18 protein-coding genes and 4 pseudogenes are annotated in these 19037 nt (G+C 66.9%); 11 read left to right on the forward strand and 11 right to left on the reverse strand.

The features are described from left to right. Positions 1 to 202: 202 nt before the first annotated feature. Entirely contained in the window at positions 203 to 652 is a 450-nt protein-coding gene (locus tag AB0D04_RS24440) for a hypothetical protein (RefSeq protein WP_362706992.1), read from the reverse strand. A 322-nt stretch (positions 653 to 974) separates the two neighbouring features. Between AB0D04_RS24440 and AB0D04_RS24445 the strand changes: the two genes are divergently transcribed. Next, a complete protein-coding gene (locus AB0D04_RS24445; protein ID WP_362706995.1) occupies positions 975 to 1610 on the forward strand; it encodes an HAD-IA family hydrolase in 636 nt (211 codons plus the stop codon). Between the two features lie 80 nt (positions 1611 to 1690). Here AB0D04_RS24445 and AB0D04_RS24450 read toward each other — a convergent pair. Further along, positions 1691 to 1840 (reverse strand): annotated as a pseudogene (locus AB0D04_RS24450) (ATP-binding protein); the annotation flags it as partial. A 145-nt stretch (positions 1841 to 1985) separates the two neighbouring features. Here AB0D04_RS24450 and AB0D04_RS24455 point away from each other — a divergent pair. The 3 genes from AB0D04_RS24455 (at position 1986) to AB0D04_RS24465 (ending at position 5011) form a co-directional block, all read left to right on the forward strand. Further along, positions 1986 to 3050, forward strand: coding sequence for a tyrosine-type recombinase/integrase (locus AB0D04_RS24455; protein ID WP_362706998.1), 1065 nt, complete (start codon positions 1986 to 1988; stop codon positions 3048 to 3050). Then, entirely contained in the window at positions 3047 to 3361 is a 315-nt protein-coding gene (locus tag AB0D04_RS24460; protein ID WP_362707001.1) for a helix-turn-helix transcriptional regulator, read from the forward strand. The genes AB0D04_RS24455 and AB0D04_RS24460 overlap by 4 nt, the downstream gene beginning before the upstream one ends. 402 nt (positions 3362 to 3763) lie before the next feature. Next, the gene (locus AB0D04_RS24465) at positions 3764 to 5011 is read left to right on the forward strand and encodes an integrase (protein ID WP_362707004.1); all 1248 of its coding nucleotides are present in this window, start codon (positions 3764 to 3766) and stop codon (positions 5009 to 5011) included. A 497-nt stretch (positions 5012 to 5508) separates the two neighbouring features. On the opposite strand, the gene AB0D04_RS24470 is transcribed toward AB0D04_RS24465, so the two are convergent. Together AB0D04_RS24470 and AB0D04_RS24475 are read right to left on the reverse strand one after the other, a co-directional pair. After that, on the reverse strand, positions 5509 to 6651 hold the full coding sequence (locus tag AB0D04_RS24470; protein WP_362707007.1) for an FAD-dependent oxidoreductase: 1143 nt from the start codon (positions 6649 to 6651) through the stop codon (positions 5509 to 5511). A gap of 70 nt (positions 6652 to 6721) precedes the next feature. Then, a complete protein-coding gene (locus AB0D04_RS24475) occupies positions 6722 to 7093 on the reverse strand; it encodes a hypothetical protein (RefSeq protein ID WP_362707009.1) in 372 nt (123 codons plus the stop codon). Between the two features lie 6 nt (positions 7094 to 7099). Here AB0D04_RS24475 and AB0D04_RS24480 point away from each other — a divergent pair, with 6 nt between their 5' ends. After that, the gene (locus tag AB0D04_RS24480) at positions 7100 to 7834 is read left to right on the forward strand and encodes a helix-turn-helix domain-containing protein (protein ID WP_362707012.1); all 735 of its coding nucleotides are present in this window, start codon (positions 7100 to 7102) and stop codon (positions 7832 to 7834) included. Positions 7835 to 8083: 249 nt separating this feature from the next. On the opposite strand, the pseudogene AB0D04_RS24485 reads toward AB0D04_RS24480, so the two are convergent. Together AB0D04_RS24485 and AB0D04_RS24490 are read right to left on the reverse strand one after the other, a co-directional pair. Continuing rightward, positions 8084 to 8182 (reverse strand): annotated as a pseudogene (locus tag AB0D04_RS24485) (AAA family ATPase); the annotation flags it as partial. 115 nt (positions 8183 to 8297) lie between these two features. Then, positions 8298 to 8867 carry a group II intron maturase-specific domain-containing protein gene (locus AB0D04_RS24490; RefSeq protein WP_362707015.1) on the reverse strand — a complete coding sequence of 190 codons (570 nt, stop codon included), beginning with the start codon at positions 8865 to 8867 and terminating at the stop codon, positions 8298 to 8300. Between the two features lie 17 nt (positions 8868 to 8884). On the opposite strand from AB0D04_RS24490, the gene AB0D04_RS24495 reads away from it, so the two are divergent. Next, positions 8885 to 9520: a transposase gene (locus tag AB0D04_RS24495; protein WP_362707018.1), complete on the forward strand. Its 636-nt coding sequence runs from the start codon at positions 8885 to 8887 to the stop codon at positions 9518 to 9520. 776 nt (positions 9521 to 10296) lie between these two features. Here AB0D04_RS24495 and AB0D04_RS24500 read toward each other — a convergent pair. Continuing rightward, positions 10297 to 10428 (reverse strand): hypothetical protein, encoded by a 132-nt coding sequence (locus AB0D04_RS24500; RefSeq protein ID WP_362707020.1) that lies wholly within the window; start codon positions 10426 to 10428, stop codon positions 10297 to 10299. Between the two features lie 1525 nt (positions 10429 to 11953). Then, positions 11954 to 12454: a GTP-binding protein gene (locus tag AB0D04_RS24505; RefSeq protein WP_362707022.1), complete on the reverse strand. Its 501-nt coding sequence runs from the start codon at positions 12452 to 12454 to the stop codon at positions 11954 to 11956. 176 nt (positions 12455 to 12630) lie between these two features. On the opposite strand from AB0D04_RS24505, the gene AB0D04_RS24510 reads away from it, so the two are divergent. Further along, entirely contained in the window at positions 12631 to 13293 is a 663-nt protein-coding gene (locus AB0D04_RS24510; protein ID WP_362707025.1) for a hypothetical protein, read from the forward strand. Here the strand turns inward: AB0D04_RS24510 and AB0D04_RS24515 are convergent. Continuing rightward, positions 13242 to 14030: a transposase gene (locus AB0D04_RS24515; protein WP_362707028.1), complete on the reverse strand. Its 789-nt coding sequence runs from the start codon at positions 14028 to 14030 to the stop codon at positions 13242 to 13244. The genes AB0D04_RS24510 and AB0D04_RS24515 overlap by 52 nt on opposite strands. A 552-nt stretch (positions 14031 to 14582) precedes the next feature. On the opposite strand from AB0D04_RS24515, the gene AB0D04_RS24520 reads away from it, so the two are divergent. The 3 genes from AB0D04_RS24520 to AB0D04_RS24530 all read left to right on the forward strand — a co-directional run bounded on the left by AB0D04_RS24520 (position 14583) and on the right by AB0D04_RS24530 (position 17544). Next, positions 14583 to 15296, forward strand: coding sequence for a tRNA-dependent cyclodipeptide synthase (locus AB0D04_RS24520; RefSeq protein ID WP_362707031.1), 714 nt, complete (start codon positions 14583 to 14585; stop codon positions 15294 to 15296). Next, a complete protein-coding gene (locus AB0D04_RS24525; protein WP_362707034.1) occupies positions 15293 to 16489 on the forward strand; it encodes a cytochrome P450 in 1197 nt (398 codons plus the stop codon). The genes AB0D04_RS24520 and AB0D04_RS24525 overlap by 4 nt, the downstream gene beginning before the upstream one ends. 533 nt (positions 16490 to 17022) lie before the next feature. Then, entirely contained in the window at positions 17023 to 17544 is a 522-nt protein-coding gene (locus AB0D04_RS24530; protein WP_362707037.1) for a cupin domain-containing protein, read from the forward strand. Positions 17545 to 17776: 232 nt separating this feature from the next. On the opposite strand, the pseudogene AB0D04_RS24535 reads toward AB0D04_RS24530, so the two are convergent. Then, positions 17777 to 17875 (reverse strand): annotated as a pseudogene (locus AB0D04_RS24535) (IS5/IS1182 family transposase); the annotation flags it as partial. Between the two features lie 73 nt (positions 17876 to 17948). Here AB0D04_RS24535 and AB0D04_RS24540 point away from each other — a divergent pair. After that, positions 17949 to 18101, forward strand: a complete 153-nt coding sequence (locus tag AB0D04_RS24540; RefSeq protein ID WP_362707040.1) for a hypothetical protein — start codon at positions 17949 to 17951, stop codon at positions 18099 to 18101. A 61-nt stretch (positions 18102 to 18162) separates the two neighbouring features. Here AB0D04_RS24540 and AB0D04_RS24545 read toward each other — a convergent pair. Next, positions 18163 to 18363 (reverse strand): annotated as a pseudogene (locus tag AB0D04_RS24545) (hypothetical protein); the annotation flags it as partial. Positions 18364 to 19037 lie beyond the last annotated feature (674 nt).

Here is a 19037-nt window from a genome sequence, read left to right on the forward strand (position 1 = left end):
TCTCGAAGATGAACGTGAAGGAGTGGACGTGGGCGGGCCCCCCGGATAGCGACGCTTGAGCAGGTCGTCCCAACCACGCATGGCGTTGATGAGCGGATCGACTGGAGTGCAGTCGAGGAGATCTGGGGGACCCGGTTTCCGGCCGACTATGAACTCGCGCAGATAGGTGTGGGGGTACCCCTGGCAGGAAGGCAGGCGCAGGTCAGCCGGACTGGGCGATGGCGTGCAGGACGTCGAAGGTCTCCTGTTCGTCTTGCTGGTCCCCGTAATCGCTGAGCTTCACCACGACGGTCCTGTAGTCCTTGCCGTTGCCGCCGGGGGGGGTGCCACCACTGCGCGGAGTAGCCCCAGCCGTCGACTTCGTGGGGTGGGCGCCAGCGTTCGATGGCCCGTGGGTGAATGCCCGCTGCACGGTGCGGCGCAGCCGGTGGTGCTCCGGGCTGTCCTGGTTGAACAGCAGAGCGGGGTCCCCCCGGTTGGCTGTGGGAGCCAGAGGCGGGGCGTCCGGCGCGTACAGCAGTGAGCGGGTGAATCGGGGGTCGGTCAGCACCTGCCACACGTCGCGGTGCCGGCTCACCATCCAGACCGGCGTGCCGTTGGGCAGTGTGCTGAGCCGGGGCGGGCCGGGCTCGGTGAAGCTCAGGCAGTGCATGGGGACCATTGACTGGCCAGGGGCGGGGTCTCGATCGCCTATGGCGGCCATGACTCCTCCGTCTCGCGCTGGAGCGGTGGATGATGACGACGTTCACTTACTTCACATCAGCAGTCGTGCCTGCCCCGTCACGCTATCTGACTCCCCGTCACCTGACCCAGGCGAATAGTTCTGATTCGGTCAGTGACCGTAGGCGATTGGCTTCGTTCACTTCCAGCGACAGCGTTTGTCGATGAGTTCGGGCGGCAGTAGATGATCACTGAGCTCAGGCATGTTCACGGGAAATGAAGTCACCCCAGTGATTGCTTGGGATCATTCCGGCATGACGATCGCTGCTGTGCTCTTCGACGTTGACGGGGTCCTGTTGGACTCCACGGCCGCTCACCGGAGCGTCTGGACTACTTGGTCACTGGCACGAGGGCTGGACCCTGAGGTGGTCTGGAACCTGACCTTTGGGCGGCGCCCCGAGGACACAGTCAAGGACGCGGCTGCCCACCTCGACCCAGTTGTCGAACGGCTGGTTCTGGACCAGCTCTTGGTGCGAGAGAAGAACGGGTTTCCGCCGGTTGAAGGGGCCGCTGGCCTGCTGGAGGCGCTGTCCGGCAGCCCTTGGGCAATCGTGACGTCCGGTGACCGAGCCTCTGTCCACGAGCGCTTTGCCGCAGCAGATCTGCCTCTCCCCGATGTGCAGATCTATGGCAGCGACGTAGAACACGCGAAACCCGCGCCGGACTGCTTCTCTCTGGCTGCGTCCCGGCTTGGGATCGAACCGTCAGCCTGTCTTGTCGTTGAAGATGCACCTGCGGGGATATCCGCGGCGGTGGCGGCTGGCTGCATCGTGGTCGGCCTCACAACGACCCACCCGGAAGAAGCCCTTCGGCATGCACACATACGTGCCGCGTCCCTGGCAGAGGTGCGGAGGCTGCTCATCGCAGAAGGGCTCTTGTTCGGTGCCTGAACCACCCGTGCCGTTCACGGTTTCCCAGGAACAGCCCGCCCCAAAACGGGGGTGGGTTCCGTCAGATGCTCCTGCGGCGGTCAGCTGACCTGAGCCGGTTGTTCGGCTCGTGCGCGGGTGGTGGCGAGACGGTAGGAGTCGGTGCCGGTCTCGATGATGGTGCCGTTGAAAGTGAGGCGGTCGACGATGGCCGCGCAAAGCCGGGGATCCGTGAACGTCTTCGTCCAGCCATCTGGGGCTGGCACTTGTTCCCTCACAAGAGTTGCCGCTGCCACCTGGCCGTATCCGCCTTTTGCTGTCCTCGTTGGTTCTCGTGGCAGTACCCCTGTTTTCGAGGTGCTGCCTTGACCGTTCAGGTGCGAGGAAGGTGTGCCGGTGGCCGAGGCGAGACTGCAGGTCATCACAGGCGGGGCTGTCCCGCAGGAACCACTGGTCACCGACCCATGGCAGTTCCAGATCGCATGCGTCGACGCGTTCGTGGCCTCTTGGCGGGCCCGCGGGTTCAGCCCGGTGACCATCGACAACGACGTCGGACTGCTGGAGCGGACGCTCAAGGCACTGGGACGGCCCGCGTGGGAGGTGACGCCGGAGGACATCGACCGTGTGGTCGGTGATCTGGCACTCCAGGGCCGCAAGACCTCGACCCGGCGCGAGTATGTGCAGATCTTCAAGGGCTTTCACCGGTTCCTGCAGGCCCGCAAGGCGGTCGAGATCGAGGCCGCGTTCGGTGTCCGGCTGGTCTGCCCGGTCGACGAGTTCAACGCCTCCCGGCATGTCGGCGACGACTCCCCGGCCCTGCTGCCGCCGCCGACACCGGAACGAGTGGGTGAGTTCTTCGACTTCATGAAGCAGCGGATCGCGACCGCTCGGAAGTACGGACCCGCAGCCCGGGACTATGCGATGTTCCGGACGCTGTATCACGCCGGACTCCGCTCGGAGGAGGCATCGCTGCTGGAGCGGCCAGACCTCCACTTCTCCCGCGGCCCGTTCGGCAAGCTCCACGTCCGCTTCGGCAAGGGTGCCCACACCTCCGGACCGCGACCACGCTGGGTACCTATGCTCGACGGCCTCGACCTGGTGCTGCGGTGGTTCCTGGAAGACGTACGGCCCAAGTTCCCCGACTCGCCCGTGCTGTTCGCAGACGAGTCCGGCGGCAACCTCCACCGCGGGACCATCCGCAACCGGCTGCGGTATCTCATGGAACTCGAAGGACGACCATCGGCTGACCGGTTCAGCCCTCATGCCCTGCGGCGGGCGTGCGCGACCCACAACTACGAACGCGGCGTCGACCTCGTGGCGATCCAGCAGATGTTGGGGCACTGGACAGTCAGCTCGACCATGCGATACGTCCGGCCCTCCACGACGTTCATCGAGGACGCCTATCAGCGGGCAGTGGCCAGCACCCTGGCCGAGCTGACCGGGAAGGACACCATCGCATGAAGATCCAATGGCGGCTGCGGATGGCTGCCGCCCAGCGCGAGGTGTGGACCGGCACCGAGCTGCGGCGGCTGCTGGACGAGAAGGCTGGCCTGGAGCTGTCCTCCGCATCGGTCTCCGCGCTGTTCACCAAGGAGCCCTCGCAGGTGAAGATGACCACTCTGGCAGCCTTGTGCACCGCGCTGGAGTGCACCCCCAACGACCTCATCGAGGTTGACACCACCCCAGTCGAGCGGCCGATCGCCCCGCCCCGGCCCGTGGCCGACCTCCCGAAGGCCGCCTCCTCCCGGGGCCGGTCGATGCCGCCCCTGTGACGGGCGGCCGCGATGGGCAAGAAGCAACGCGACTGCATCTCCTGCGGTGCCCCAGTCGGCTATCTCGACCGACCACACTGCTGCCGGTGCTGGCGCCAGATCAAGGAACAGGCCGCGAAAGCGAGCTGTCCTTCCTGCGGCCGTGACCGCGTACTCCAGGAGGACACCGGCCGATGTTTGCTCTGTTCACGGGTCTGCGAACAATGTGGCCACCGGGTCCGGTCCGCGCAGAACCGTCTGTGCCGCGACTGCCGGAACAAGGCTCGGCGGCTGGCGGCCCAGCAGCTGTGTCCCCGCTGCGGCAAGCCGGGCTATCTGCGCGAGGAAACCGGCTGGTGCGGTCCCTGTTCTCATCCAGGATCGTCGAAGCAGGCGCCGCGGACCTGCCGTGGATGCGGGCAGTTGCGGCGCCATGCAGGACTGGGCCTGTGCTCGGCTTGCTGGCAAAAACACCCCAGCCGTCCATTCCTCCGAGGCGAACACCTCCACGACCGGCTGACCGATCCGCCGGAGTGGCTGGCCGCTTTCGTCGCCCACGTCGCGGCCCGCCACTGCGTCTCCAGGGCCTGCGGCTTCGTCACCGACCTGGGCCGTCTCCTGGAGGACGAGCACTCCAACTCACCCCGGGCCCTGCTGGAGCGGTCCCGCAGGCCCGGACGGTCGATGGGCTCCTTCGCCCGCTCGCTCGAGGACTTCTTCACCCTCCGCGGCCTGGCCCTGCCCACCGACCAGGCCGAACGGCTCGCCGCCAGTCGACGAAAGCGCCGTCTCGATGCGGTTCCCGAGCCGCTGCAGCAGTCCGTCGTTGCCTTCGACGCCTCTCGGATGCGGGCCCAGGACCGGGCCCGCCGGGCTGGCACCCGGCCTCGCAGCGATCACACCCTGGAAACCGCCCTGGCCACCATGCGTGACCTCGCGCTCTTCCTCGTGACGCACCGGGGGAAGGACGACTGGGCCCTGGTGGACGTGCACGACATCGAAGCCTTCCTGGCCACCTTGCCCAAGGCCCGCAAGCGCCGGCTGATCGTGCTGCGGCAGTTCTTCCGCTTCGCTCGCACCCAGCACATCGTGCTGGTCGATCCGACCCGGACCCTGACCGCGAAGGAGCCGAACAACTTCCGCGGCAGGACGCTCACCCTCGACGAACAGCGCGAGCTCTTCCGCCGCTGGACCACCGACGAGCGCGTGCACCCGCACGAGGCCCTGGTGGGCGCGCTTGCCCTGCTGCACGGAGCCTCCAGCTCGGAGGTCCGGCTGCTGCAGATTACCGACGTGGATCACCAGGCCCAGGCGGTCCGCCTCGGCAAGCGGCCCCATCCCACTCCGCTGGATCCAGCCTCCTGGATGACACTGCAGCGCTGCCTGGCCCATCGCGATGGTTGGCGGACCGACAACCTGCACGTGATGGTCACCAAAGGAACGAAGGCCGGGCGGAGCCCGGCCTCAACTGCCTATCTCTCCCACGTCCTTGACGACTGCGGGTTCCCGCCCCGCATGATCCGCAGCACCCGTCTCGTCGACCTTGTGAACACCATGGATCCCAAGCTCGTCGCCGCCGCGTTCGGCATGGACCCGCAGGCCACAATGATCTATCTCGCCGACCACGTCGACGAAGGACGCCTTCCGGCTTCGGAGACCAACAGGAAATGACGAGAGACTGTCCCGGAGGCCGGACAGAATTACGGGCATGACCGTCTTCTCCTGCATGAAATGTCAGCAGCAAATCAGCCCCGACCTCCGGGAAGCACCGATGCCCCCGCCGGTCACAGAGGAAGCCTCGGGACACAGGTTCCTGCCATCGCTGATGCCGCGCGGGTCGTATGCGGTCAGCCCTCACAACGGCGTGCTCGTCCTCAACCCCGACGATCTCTCGGGAGTAGCCAGACACCCTGAGCGTGGGCGCCTCAATGGATGCTGCGGACTCGACGGCCTGGACGGCCCCAACCTCGTCTGCGATGCCTGCAGAGCCGAGATCGCCACCCAGCAATCGGACTGCTGGTCTCAACAGCTGATCGCGCTGATACCCGATGTCGGCGTACGGCCTGGGCTCCCCAGCTGCGTACAGGTGAACGTCCCCAGGTGCTGGTACGCGTTCCTCAGCGGTCCTCGTGAGGTCACAACATCGTCACTGCGGTAGGCGGATTGGTTCAGGAATCCGACTCGTCACTCCTCGGCTCACCACGCGGCCCGGACCGCACTGTGCTTCGCACGACAGCCTCCTTGAAGGCCGCCCCGGCTCGTCCTGTCAGGACGAGCCTGCGCGGGCGGTCGTCGGCGTGGGTGAACTGGACGACACCGTCACGCCGGCCGAGGCTGATGTTGGTGAAGGTGTAGCCGATCCGAACGGGCCCGGGTTCCCGGCCCGTCAGCCGAGCTGCAACGACGTCGGCAACACCCCTGCCCATGGGCAGGGCTGCCTGGCAGGACATTCGACTCGGAGCTCCGCCCACCGACACCCCGGCAGCCGCGTCGCCGACGGCGTACACCGCAGGGTGCGAGATCGAGCGAAGGGTGGCGTCGACGAGCATCCGGCCGCTCTCATCCGTCGCGAATCCTGCCGCGCGGGCCAGCTCCGGCACCTGGAACCCGGTGGTCCACACGACGGCGTCAGCGGCGAACGACGCGCCGCCGCGGGTGTCCAAGCCGTCCTCCCGCACCGCCGCGACAAGGGTCTTCGGATGAACCGAAACGCCCAGCCGGTCGAGAACGCGCCGCAGGTGGGTCCGGGCACGCGGCGCGAGCCCGGACCCCACGTCATCGGCACCGGTGAACAGCTGGACTCGCAGTTCGGGGTAACTCTCGGCCAGTTCCGAGGCCGTTTCCAGCCCGGTCAGCCCTGCGCCAACCACCGCAACAGTGCCGCCTGACGCAATCTCGGCAACCCTGTACCGCAACCGTGTCGCCTGCTCAGGATCGGCGACAGTGTACGCGTGCTCTACTGCTCCCGGGACATCGTCGAGCCGCGCCCGGCTGCCCACCGCATACACCAGGGTGTCGTAGCCGATCACTCGGGGCACGGTGTCTATACACACGGCCCGGCCAGTGGTATCGATCGCGGTCACGCGTCCGACGACCAGCTGGACCGATGTACCGCTGAGCTGTTGACGCAACGACAGCGCCGCCAATCGCTGCCCGGCGGCCAGCTGATGGAGCCGGACCCGTTCGATGAACCGGTCCGAGGCGTTGACCAGCGTGATGGTGACATCACTATGGCGCAGCTTGCGGGCGAGGCGCTTGGCCGCCAACAGGCCGGCGTAACCGGCGCCCACGACGACGAGGCGATGACTCATGGCATGACTTCCTCTGTGACTACGGGCGGCTTCGGCGCCACCTCGGACAATCGGCCGCCGCGCATCGGCGTCAGGCCGCGGATCTGGCCACGGCAACCGCCCAGACGATGTACAGGACGTTCACCACCAGCCGAGCCACCGCACCGACCGGCCGCTCCAGCAGCCGGGGCCGGTCCGGGCGCGCGCGGCGCAGCGCGTCCACGTGGGACACCAAGTAACAGGTGATCAGCAGGGCGGCGGCCCAGCCCCCGGCCCACCTGTCGCACGGAGCCAGCACCAGCGCACCCACCATGACCTCCGCCACCCCACTGACGGCAACCAGGAGCCGCTCCCGGCGGAGCCATGCGGGTACCAGCATGCGGAAGTAGCCGGGGGCCAGAAAATGTGCGACCCCCGTGACGACCAGGAACACCGCCAAGGCAACGGAAGCGATAGCGTGCATGGCACGATGATCCGCTCACCTCGTGCCTGGGCACTTGAACAAAACGATCGCCGCATCGTCTTCGCCCCCGGCCCCGAGACGACGATGTTCGCCGAGTCCCGCCCGTTCCACGTCGCCCAACACCGGCTGCCCGCGTGGAAAGCCGTGCTGCCGATCGGCGGCCACGCCGAACTCCTCCAGCCGGGACGGCCCATGGTGGCGGCGCCCGGGCTGATCGTTCCGCCCCAGCTGGCCCACAGCTGTGCGGCGACCTCTCCCTACATCGCCCTGTTCGTCGACTCCTGGTTGCTGCCCTCCTGCCCGGGGCCGATACGGCTCGGTGCAGGCGAGGTGCGCCGCGTGCTCGCTGCGCTCGGCACCACCGATTCCGACGGCCCCGGCACTTGCGTGGACTTGGCCGCCGCATACGCCGAGCTGCGGACACTCGCTGGGCGCCCATCCCTACTCGATCCGAGAGTCGCTCACGCTGTCCACCTGTGTACGTTGCGCGATCCGGACATGCCCATCCCCTCCATCGCCGTCGAGGTCGGTCTGTCAGCCCCGCGGCTGCGCGCCCTGGTCCGGCAGGACGTGGGCATTACGCTTGCGCGCTTGCGCCGATGGGGCCGGCTCCGCACCGCGATCGCCGACCTGCCGGGCTCGACTGCCGCCCTGGCCGCAGCCACCGCAGGCTTCGCCGACCAGGCCCACCTCACCCGTACCGCACGGGACTTCATCGGGCGTACGCCAGCCTCTCTGTGACGCGCTGAAGCGTAGGGTGCTCTCTTGACGGCCCGTCACGCCCCGCTCCCTGAGAGATCCGGCGGCCGCGGCTCGTCAGTCTGCACTTGACCACCTTCGGGGCAGGGGACGTATGGCTGTATCTGACCGGCCGCGTTCAGATGTACGCCGACACCCGACGCTGTGACCACGACCATCTCTCCCTCCGCTTGAACCCGTGAAGTTTCGGCACCACCTGGCACGGGTTCGCCGGAACATGTGCGCTTTGCCGAAGGACTCGTTCGAGGCGATGGCGACGCTGTTCTTCTCCTCCCGTTCGGTCAGGACCTGGAAGAGAAGCTCAGCGCCGCGGCGGTCGAGTTCCATGTGTTGGGTCGGGGACGAGACGCCGTGCACTGTTTCCAGTGCCGGTTTTCCCGTCCCCGCCCGCCGAACCGGACGTGCCCGTTGGCCGAGCATCCGGCTCTCCACGTGATCCGTTGGATCAGGCGAGGTATTCGCTGACCTGCCCGACGAAGGCCACATCGTCATGATTCGTCCGGCGGAACCGTGCTCCGTCGGGATCGACCTCGTCGATGTTGTAAGGCGTGCTGATCTGCGCTCCACGAAACGTGTAACGCTGGACCCGCATCTTCGCCGGGTTGTAGAGGACGATCCCGCCCTCGGTGATGCGGTCCGCCCCGTAGTAGCGGCGGCGTAACTGTTTCCAGGTCAGGTGGGGGTGCTTGTAGCGAATCCAGAGGATCAGCCTCCACCACGCGTACCAGCCGAGGTAGGAGAACGTTCTCTTCGATGCGCCGTAGCGGAAATAGGCAGCCCAGCCCCGAAGGACCGGGTTGACCGACCACAGCACCTCCTCCAACGAGAGCGACGTCGTGCTTCGCCCCGTCAGTTTCTTGATCTTGTGCATCACCGACGCCAAGGCGGGCTTGGACGGAATGGTGAGCACGACGCGACGGCCGTCGCCGAAGGGCCTTCGCTGGATGTGGAAGCCCAGGAAGACGAAGCCGTCGTCGATGTGGGTGATGTGGGTCTTCTCGACCGAGAGGGTCATCTTCAACCTGCGGGCACTTGTCGGACGGCTCCTACCTCAGCGCGGTCGTCGCCGACGCCGATCGCAAGCGCCGCGCCCACCCAGTGCCCGTCCGCGTGATCGAGTACACGCTCGGCCCCCGCAGCGGCGGGGAGGTCCACCGGCTGATCACCACGATCCTCGCCCCCGACGCCGCCCCGGCCGCCGACCTGGCCGCGCTGTATGCCCAGCGGTGGGAGATCGAGACGACCTTCGACGAGATCAAGACCCACCAGCGCGGCCCGAAACTCATCCTGCGCTCGCAGTACCCGTGGGGCGTGGAGCAGGAGGTCTACGGCTTCCTGCTCGTCCACCACGCCATCCGGCAGCTGATGCACCAGGCCGCCCTGGACCACGACGTCGATCCCGACCGCATCTCCTTCACCCGATCCCTGCGGATCGTGCGCCGCCAGGTCCCCGCCCAGGCGGCGTTTTCCCCCCACCAGACTCACCGCGCGCTGACCCGCACCCTGGCTGAGATCGGCCAACGCCTGCTGCCCCGACGACGTCACCGCACCTGCCCCCGCGTGATCAAACGCAAGATGTCCAACTGGCCCCTCAAACGAACCGAACACCACAACTGGCCACCACCCGCCACAACCACGGTCACCATCACACGGCGGAACACGGCCTAAATCACCAGCATTGGGGCTAGACCGCACAAGACGCCATCGACAACCTGTGCCATGTGGTTCCGCAATCGCCTCGCCGTGCAGAGGCTGCTGGCAGCAACGTGCGCTGCTCAGCCGGCATGGCAAGGCCCTACGGCGCGGACGCAGACGCCGGGCTGAACCTGGCATGGGTGGAGACCGGCTGGTGGCTCGCCTTCAAGTCGCACTTCGCGATCGAGAGCCATGCGGAGAGCTATCCAAGGACCCTCACGTCCGGCACGGCGACCTTCCCCGCTTCGGCTACCGAGGCGACGGATACCGCGAAGGGCAGTGGTGCGGTCGTCATCGAGTCAACCGAGGAACGCGGCCGCATCCCTCAGCGCCGGGGGCCCTCTCGAGGGGTACCGACAGCCCTACTCCAGCATTCGGATGGCTGACACCAAGATCCGGACCATGCGCGGACCAACATTCTGCCGACGGAAGCCACAACCGCCGTCTCAGCAGGTCAGCACCACTATGAGCGCTGCACCACCAGCAGACGAAGAACCTGCTGGTGGACCTCTGCCTGACCTGCGGCAGTCACGCAGCGTAGCTAGCAGCGCCTCAGATGGTCTGGCTTCCGACGGCGCTCCGTCCCGCTGCATGGGCCATCTCTGGGGAGAATCTGGGGAGTTTGGGCAGCGCCGGGGAGCGCGTGGGGAGAATCGACTGCGTAACGCGGCACGAGCCTGAAAGACGCTGAAAGATCCATCTCCGCAAGTCAGAGGCCCGCATGACTACATCACCCCAGGTCAGGGCAGCTAGGTAGACAACTTCATGATGTATGTTCCGAGGTCGTCGGCCTCGACGATCCCCGGGAGCGAGCCGCCCTCACGCAAGGGCATGACGTAGCGGGTCGCGACGACCTCCCTCAGCGTTTTCTCAGGTCCCACGGGTTCTCTTCCTTTGATTCGACGGCCAGGCATCAAGAGGTGCACCTCAGAGGATCGTCCGCATTCAGCCCTGGGGGCAATCTGCGGAGAATCTGGGGAGTTTCGACTGGCATGCCGATCCCCCTCCCCTTCCGAGCAGCCCGTCAATGACGGCGCGCCCTTTACCTCCGGCCTCCGGCATGAAGTGAGCATAGTAACCGAGCGTGACGGTCGGCGAGGAGTAGAAGCCGTCCTTCGGTACCGCCTCCCACTGCCACTGCTTCGCCCCCTTGGGACGTGGCGGAATGATGCCGGCCTTGGCCAGCGCCGGTAGAGGTCGAGCTTCCCCCACGGAAGCTCCACCTCTACCGGCGCGAAACTCTCCACATGGCGCTTCAACTCTTCGGCCACCGATGAGGGCATGTCGACGGTACGCGGCTTCGCCCCCTTTGGCAGGGCACAGTGCAGCTTGCCGGAAACCGCTTGGACTTGGCGACGGATATGAAGCACACCCCTGGCATGGTCGATGTCGTCCGGGGTCAAGCCGAACACTTCACCCTGACGCAGCCCGCAGCCCGCAGCCCGCAGCCCGCAGCCCGCAGCCCGCAGCCCAGACCGAGTACGACGGCTATCCGGTTTCGTGGGCTGATCACGTCGCGGACACGGAGCGCCGTCTCCAACGACCACGCCTCTCGGTGATCCCGCGGTGTCTTGGGCCACCTCACGGACTTCGCACGCAGAGGGATTCCGGCAAGCCGCTTGTCATCAACGGCCGCCTCCAGGATGCCGGACAACTCGGACAGGATGCCGCGTCGGCAATCGACCGAGGCGACGGCGGTCTCCAACTTCACCGTGTACGCGCGGAGTTCCGATGCCGTGATGTTTCTCCACTGCGGTGGAGCCCGTGCACCGAGCTCGAAGGACGCTGAAAGCGATACGGCTCGGTGTAGTGGCGCGCGACATCACCAGCCGTATGTCTCATCCGCGTTGAGGAGCCCGAAGCCCCTCGAATGCTGTCATGCCTCACTGGCCGGCATGGCAGAGAGTCCAGGCGCGATGCGCGCGCACCGCGCGGCGTACTGCTGCAGGTGGAGCCTCGCGAACGCTTCCGCGTCACAGTCCTCGGGTCGGACCTCATCATCGGTCGTAGCCGTTCTGCTGGAGACCGGCCTCCCATTCGAACTGGGCCTGCCGATACGCAAGGCCCCGCGGCCGAGTTCGTTCGCGTGGGGTGCGCGGCTCCGGCAACGGAAGGCCGGACCGAGCTGCGGGCCCGCACCGCCGTCGTTGAACCGTCAGCAGACTTCCGTGAAAGCCATGTCGGTTGAGAACGCCGGGGGCAATGTTCTCAAAGGATGCGGTACCTCAGCAGGTCAGCAGCCTTTTGCCCGCCAGATGAACTGCGACAGGACACTTCCGTCTGATCGTTCGCCCCTAGTGACCTGAGTCGGAGATTCACTGGGCGCCCGTCGTGCTGCTCGGCCGCCCCTCCGCGTACGGGGCCGGCACACGGCAGCACTTCGCTTGGGGTGCGGCCGATCTGGCGTCAGCCGAAGTGACCGTCCAGGACCTCCGCCAGACGTACCACATCGCGGCGACCCCTCCGGGACCTGCCGTGATGCACCGCCCGCAACGCGGAGCCGTGCACCACCGGGCAGTGGTCCCCGGGGTACTCCACCTCGTTGAGCAGCTCGCGGACTTCGAGCTCGATCACCTCTGGGATCTCCGGGTTGTCGACCAGATCGCGCTTACCGAGGAACACCGCGATCTGTGCCACGCCCGCCGCCCGCGCAGTCGCCAGATACTCCCGAGTCTCCGGCAGGGGCCCGTCCTCAGCGGAGACGACCAGCAGCGCGCCCCCCAGCTGCCCAGCGCCATCGACGAGTCGGGACCGGAAGGCGTCCAGGCCGGGGCTGTCGTACAGCTGGTACGGGCCGCGTGCCGTGTCGAACTGTCCGAACGGCTGCGACGGTTGCCGGAACTCCTGGGGCAGCACCTCGGTCAACGCCCGGACCAGGGTGCTCTTGCCGTGCCCCCGGGCGCCCATGACCGCCACCTGCACCAACGGCCCCGTGCCGCCGTTCCGCCGCCTACCCCACATGCCCGCCCTTTCGTCTGCCGCCAACTGCCAGGGCAGGCTACCGGCCCACCCCACACGGGTCGGCCAGCGGGGCCGGACCGCGCCACTGGAGACAGCGGTGAGGCGTCACGACCTGAGACCGCATGGCACAGCTTGGAACCGTCGTTGCAAGCGCGGGCGCACTTGCAGCCCTCGCACTGCTGACCGGCGTGCTGGCCATCCACTCCCAGGCCCAGCAGCGCATCCTGGGTCTGCGGGTGGACCAGTTGGCGACCAACCGGGCCCTGGAGGCGGCTGCTGCCGCGGACCTGATCGCCTTCGAGGACCCCTGCTTCCACGACCGGCTCCAGTGTGCCGTTCACGCCTCCCGTGGCCGGCCGGTACTGCTGGTCCTGACCTTGACCACCCTGGTGAGAGCCACAGTGTCCACCCTCGCGGTCGCCGCCGCGTTCTTGACGGTGGCCCGATGGCTGCTGCCCTTCCTGGCGCTGGTCCTGCTACCCATGCTGTACGCCGCCCGCAATACCCGCCAGGCCCGCTACCGTCTGCATCTGGAGCTGTCGGAGATCCGTCGCACCCGTGCCTGTCTCGAACGGCTCCTCACCAGCCGCGACGACGCCAAGGAAATCCGGGCCGTCGGCCCCGCCCCATCCCTGCAACGCCGCTGGCCACGGGGGAACGTCACCGTGAAACTGGCAATCTTTGCGCGGCATGCCGGGTTGGTAATGGTGAAGGTTGCACTCACGGACTCCCATCATGAGCGGAGCCAGATCACGAGTGCGGCAGCGGCGACGGTACCGAGGTAGACGTACCCGCGCTTGTCGTAGCGGGTGGCGACGGCTCTGAACTGCCTGAGCTTTCCCATGGCCCCTTCCACCGTGTTGCGATCTTTGTAGCGCCCTTGTCGAAGCCCGGAGATCGCCCACCGCGTGAACCCCGGTACAGGCAAGCCGACTTGTGGTCCTTCTTCTCCGGGATTCACGTGTCGGATGCCGCACCTGCGGAGGTAGGCGCGGACAGCGCGGTTGCTGTACGCCTTGTCGGCGCCGACGCTTTCCGGGGTGCGGCGGGTCGGCCCGGCCCGGTGCGGGGAACGTCGATCCTGTCCATGACCCCGTCGAACTGTGTGCAGTCCGCTCGCTGTCCCGGCGTGACGAGCAGGGACAGCGGGCGGTACCGGCCCTCCAAAGCACGATGGATTTTGGTGGTCAGTCCGCCGCGGGAGCGGCCGAGGGCCTCGCCTGACGCACCGCCTGCTCCAGCAGGAGCCGCAGGGTGATGTGCACGCACAGGTGAACCGATCTTCGCGATGCCCCCCTTGAAGAGCCAGGTGACACGGGTGGCGGGCTCTTGGGGGCTCCGGCGGCGTGCTGGTGGGCCCGCACGGAGGTGGAGTCGACGTTGACGTTCCAGTCGATGCCGCCCTCGACGTCGGCGGCACCTTGAACGTGTGGGAGAAGCCTCTCCCAGGCGCCGTCGGCCGACCACAGCAAGTGTCGCTTGTGGACGGTTTTCCAGGGGCCACAGTATTCGGGCAGTTCACAGCAACGAGTCCAGCACGGCCCAATCGTCGTCAGCCAGATCCCCCTGCTGAGCCTGACCAGTTCAACGAGTACCTGATCGAGGGGACTCGGCCTAGTGACCCGAGTCAGAGATTCTTGGGCAGATTCAATGTCACTGCCCGCTGGCATCAGCCTCTACGAGCGGCAGTTGTGTTGCGAATCGCCGCGTGTGGAACTACCAGCGAACCTCTAACTCAGGACACTGGTGCCGGCAGAAGCGGGGAATCTTGGGCACGCGGGGTGGAAGACTCACGCGCCGTGACCGTAGACCCGATCACCTCTCCCCGATCAGCGCCGCCCCCGGTTCACCTTCCCGACCCCAGGGTCCGGCCTGAACAGCTTCGCGACGGGCTCGTTCGCGAGTGCCAGGCCGCACTTGTGAACACCAGATGAATCAATTAGGCGCTCTGACCTGCGAGTTACTGCCTGGTTCGCGATCCTTCCGAACCGACAGTCGGGTAGGTTTCCGGTGTCGCCGCCACACCGGGAACACGGGGTTCCCAGGGACTAGCGGCACGTAGGGACATCGTCTCTTGACGACAGCGACCGAGATTTTTCACGTCCGTCCGTACACCCCGCACTGCCAAGTCATCACCGGCGAAGGCGATCACGCCGTCATCGGCATCTCTCCGGGGAACTCCTATTTCACCCATCAGCGAGTCCTCAGCCTCGCCGCCTGGGGACTGGAGAACTTCCGTCAGGTCGATCTCATCTATACGGATCTGCATGTCGCCGACATGTATGAGGCGCTCGGCTATCCGGCTATCGAGGCCCAGCGCAAGGCAGTGAAGAACCTGCGCGGTGTACGGGCCAAGGTGACCGCTGCTGTTGCCACCCTCGACCCGGACGGCACCAGGCTCCGCGGCCGCCCCATGTCCGCGCTGCTGGACATCCCCGCCTATCGGGTCATCCGCAAGAGACTCGACAATCTGCTGTCCAGCGACCCGGCGTTCCGCGACGTCTGTGATCAGCTCGTGGGCCAGTTCCTCACCAGCAAGGTTCTCGACGGGCAGCAGCCCACGGACCGTCAGCGTCAGGTCTGCCTCGCCTACATCTGTGCCGAAGCGCCGCTGTTCATCGACACCCCCGCAATCATGCACGTCCCCTCATCGCTCAACTGCTACCACCAGGCATTGCCGATGGCCGATCTCCTGTACTCACGCGGGCATGGTCTGCGCGCCACACGCAACCAGGGCCACGCCGTGATAACCCCCGCCGGCACCATCACCGAAGGAAACGACCAGTGACGACCGCCCCGACCGCCCCGACCCTGATCGACTTCCCGTTCTCCCCGCGCGGCGACCGCCTCCCCCCGGAGATCGAGCAGCTTCGCGCCACCCCGGTCACGCGGGTGCGCACCATCGCCGGGGATGAGGCGTGGCTCGTCTCCTCCTACGAGCTGTGCAGACAGGTGCTCGAAGACCCCCGTTTCAGCCTCAAGGACACGTCCGCCCCCGGCGTTCCCCGGCAGTACGCGCTGACCATCCCGCCCGAGGTGGTCAACAACATGGGCAACATCACCGGCGCCGGTCTGCGTAAGGCCGTACTCAAGGCGATCAATCCCAAGGCCGGTGGCCTGACGGAGTGGATGACCGACCACGCCGCCCAACTGGTCGACGGCATCCTCAGCTACGGCCCGCCGGCCGACCTGCGCGGACAGTTCGCCAGCCCCTACGCCGAGCACCTCCATTGCCACATCCTCGGCATCCCCCGCGATGACGCCCCGCTGCTGGCGTCCAGTCTCGACATCGCGTTCATGAACTCGGCATGCCCCATCACCGGGGCGCGCCTGAACTGGGACCGCGACATCGCGTATATGACCGGGCGGCTCAACGACCCTGCCGCTGACGGGCTCATGGCCGAACTCGCCGCCCTCCGAGATGACCCCGACTATGCGCACCTCACTGACGAGATGCTCGCCACCGTCGGCGTCACCATGTTCGGTGCCGGAGTCATCTCCACCATGGGTGCTTTGACCATGGCCGTGTTCACACTCCTTCAGAACCCTGATCTGTGGGAGCAGTTGTGTGCAGAGCCCGGCAAGATTGCGGCCGCCGTGGATGAGCTGCTGCGTGTGAACCTCTCCATCGCCGACGGGCTGCCCCGCCTGGCCATGGAAGACATCCAGCTTGGCGACACACAGATCAAGAAGGGCGAACTCGTGCTCGTCCTGGTCGAGGCCGCCAACACCGACGAGAGCGTGTTCCCCGATCCGCACACCATCGACATCGACCGGCCCAACGCGGCCGCTCACCTCTCGTTCGGCTACGGCGGGCACTACTGCCCCGCCGTCCCGCTCGGGAAGAAGCACATCGAGATAGCGATCGAGGCCCTCACCACCCGTATGCCCAGCCTGCACCTGGCCGTCCCCGTCGACCAACTCGTGTGGCGCACCCGCTTTATGAAGCGCATCCCCGAGCGCCTGCCGGTCGCCTGGTAGGAGCAGAAGTGCCGGCGTGAGCCGGCGCCCAGCAAACGCGATGGCCCCGACCTGAGAGAGGTCGGGGCCATCACTCCTGTGGGAATCGCGGGGCGGCTCAGCAGTTGCGGATCGACCGGACCGGGTCCCCCCTCCCCACCCTGCAAGTACCGGCCGCCTGCACCGGTTCGGCTTCCGGCGGCGCTGACAGCAAGAAGACCGAGGCGACTGCCGAGCCAAGACTCTGCGCTGGGTCCGCCTGATGCGGTTTCCCCCTTGTCGAGACGGTGTCACGAACGTCGCTCAGTTTCCCGGCCACACCAGACAGGGGCAATGCTGGGAAGAAGCGCGGGCTCGTCGGCACCCCCGTGCGCCGCGCAGGCCGTGTCCGACGGGTCTTGTCTGGTGCGCAGGCTCTGACACCGCGTCACTGCGTCGAGTTGGCCCTGATGCTTTGGCTCTGTCTTGGACCGGTTCGGTTGGGGGATTGACCCAGAGATTCGGGACTGAATTGACCCAGGAAGTGGGTCACTCAAGGCCATAGAATCGTGATCATGACGGAGAACATACCCACCGAATCCACGACTGCGGCGCCTGTCCAGGCCGTGCTGACCCGCCGTGACGACGCCGAGACCTGCGCTGACCCGAGCAGCGTGATGACCCTGCTGGGCGAGTCGCACGGCACCGGAAGCGGCTTCACAAGCTACCGGTCAACCTTCGCCAAGGGAGCGGTGGGCGCACCAGCCCATTTTCACACCAAGGCGACGGAGTTGTTCTTCGTGATCAGCGGATCCCTGCAGGTGCTGGTGGGCGAGGAGGTCACCCTCCTGAACGAGGGCGACTTCCTGGCGGTGCCGCCGCACACCCCGCACGCCTTCGCCGCGGCGCCCGGTGCCGAGGCGGACGTCCTGTTCGTGTTCACCCCGGGCATGGACCGGTTCGACTACCTGCGTCTGCTGGGCCGGGTGCTGCGCGGTGAGGCCGACCCGAAGGAGATCGCCGAGTCCGCGGAACGCTTCGACAACCACTACGTCGACAGCCCTGCATGGCGTGCCGCTCTCGAGCGCTCGGCGTGACCGGCGCCAAGACGCACATCCGAGTGGCCCGGCCCTCTCGGGACCTCGGTGCCGCGGAATGCTTCTCAAACCCGTAGACGAGGTCCTGGTCGACCGCGTGGTAGCCGCTGGCGGAACCCGGGTTCCCGCGCACAACCCGTACGGGGACGAGCACGGAGTAACGGTTGCCGAGCCGGACGGCTACCGCCTCGTGTTGTGCTCGCGCACCCGGGAGTAGACACGGTCCGGCGGGCTACAGCCGAAACCAGAGACGCATGGCGGCGACGGTCACGGTGCCGTGGACGACGTACGCACTCTTGCCGAACCGGGTGGCCACGGCGCGAAAGCTCTCGGGCGGAGGCCGAGAACATGGCGCGCCGCGTCTCGTCGTCGGCGAACCGGCCTCGGAGGAAGTCGTGAGCTTCATGCGTCAGGTACTCGTCGCCCGCCCGCCGGCCGCGTCCGCCTTCGCGCCGCTGGTCCATGCACCAGAACGCCAGGGTCAGTTCCCGTACGGTCTCGACGTCTCCGCGGCCGACGCGTTTGCCCGCCGAGGGCTCCTCGGCCGGCGTCCGTGACATGGCGTCCCACCACGTCTCGTCCGGCAGGATCAGGCTGCCGCGGAGTAGACCCCACCCGTCAGCAGTCGACGCCGGTCCGTGTCCCCGCCCCGGAAGTAGCTCGGGGGCGGGCGCAGCCAAGGCGGTACCGCAGGGTCTCAGTCATCGTCTCACTCACCCCCTCACGCTCCTTGATGCGGCGCTCGCAGGAGTCCTGGGTGCGCGGGTCGCACCGCAGACGGGTGATCACGATGCGGTGAAGCGCGGCGTTTGCCTGCCGGTCACCGCCGTGGTGGAGGCGACGGTAGCGCCGGCTGCCCGAGGACCGCTCGACCGGGCAACGCCGACGCGAACACCGCGAGCGACCACATCGCGTTCCTCGACGACGCACTCGCCCAACTCCCCTGCGCCCACCGGCATGGCACCGGCCTGCCCCTCCACACGGACTGCGCCGGATACGCGAAGTCATTCCTCTCGTACATCTGTACGCGGTGCGAGCGCGGGATTCGTCGTCCTTCTCGGTCGGCAGCCCGGAGAACTCCCGTCATCACAGGTCGCAAGGCACGTATTCGTCGTCACGGCACCCGCAGGCGGTCACCGGTCGATGGATCCACCTTCATGGTTTGAGCACAAGTTGCACACACCCCCTCTTCATGCGGGCCCCGATGGTCTAGATTGACCCTGCTTCGCTTCACATGCTTGGACACGAGGCGACAAATGATGATCTATAGGTCCGGCGCTACGGACAGCCAGCAGTCGCGTCCCCGGCGCCAGACCTGGGCGTGATCAATTCTTGGAAGCCCGCGAGGGGGGCCTTGGGTGTGGGGAGCACCCGAGGATTCGACGGGTTCCCGCGCACCTCGAGACTCCGGCAGAACATGCGAGTCCGCTGCCGCCTGAGTGGGGGTGTTCAAGTAGCGCTGCAATAGCCGGCATGTCATTCGCGGGGGGGGC

It is taken from the genome of Streptomyces sp. NPDC048483 (assembly GCF_040651455.1).
Taxonomy (GTDB): Bacteria; Actinomycetota; Actinomycetes; order Streptomycetales; family Streptomycetaceae; genus Streptomyces.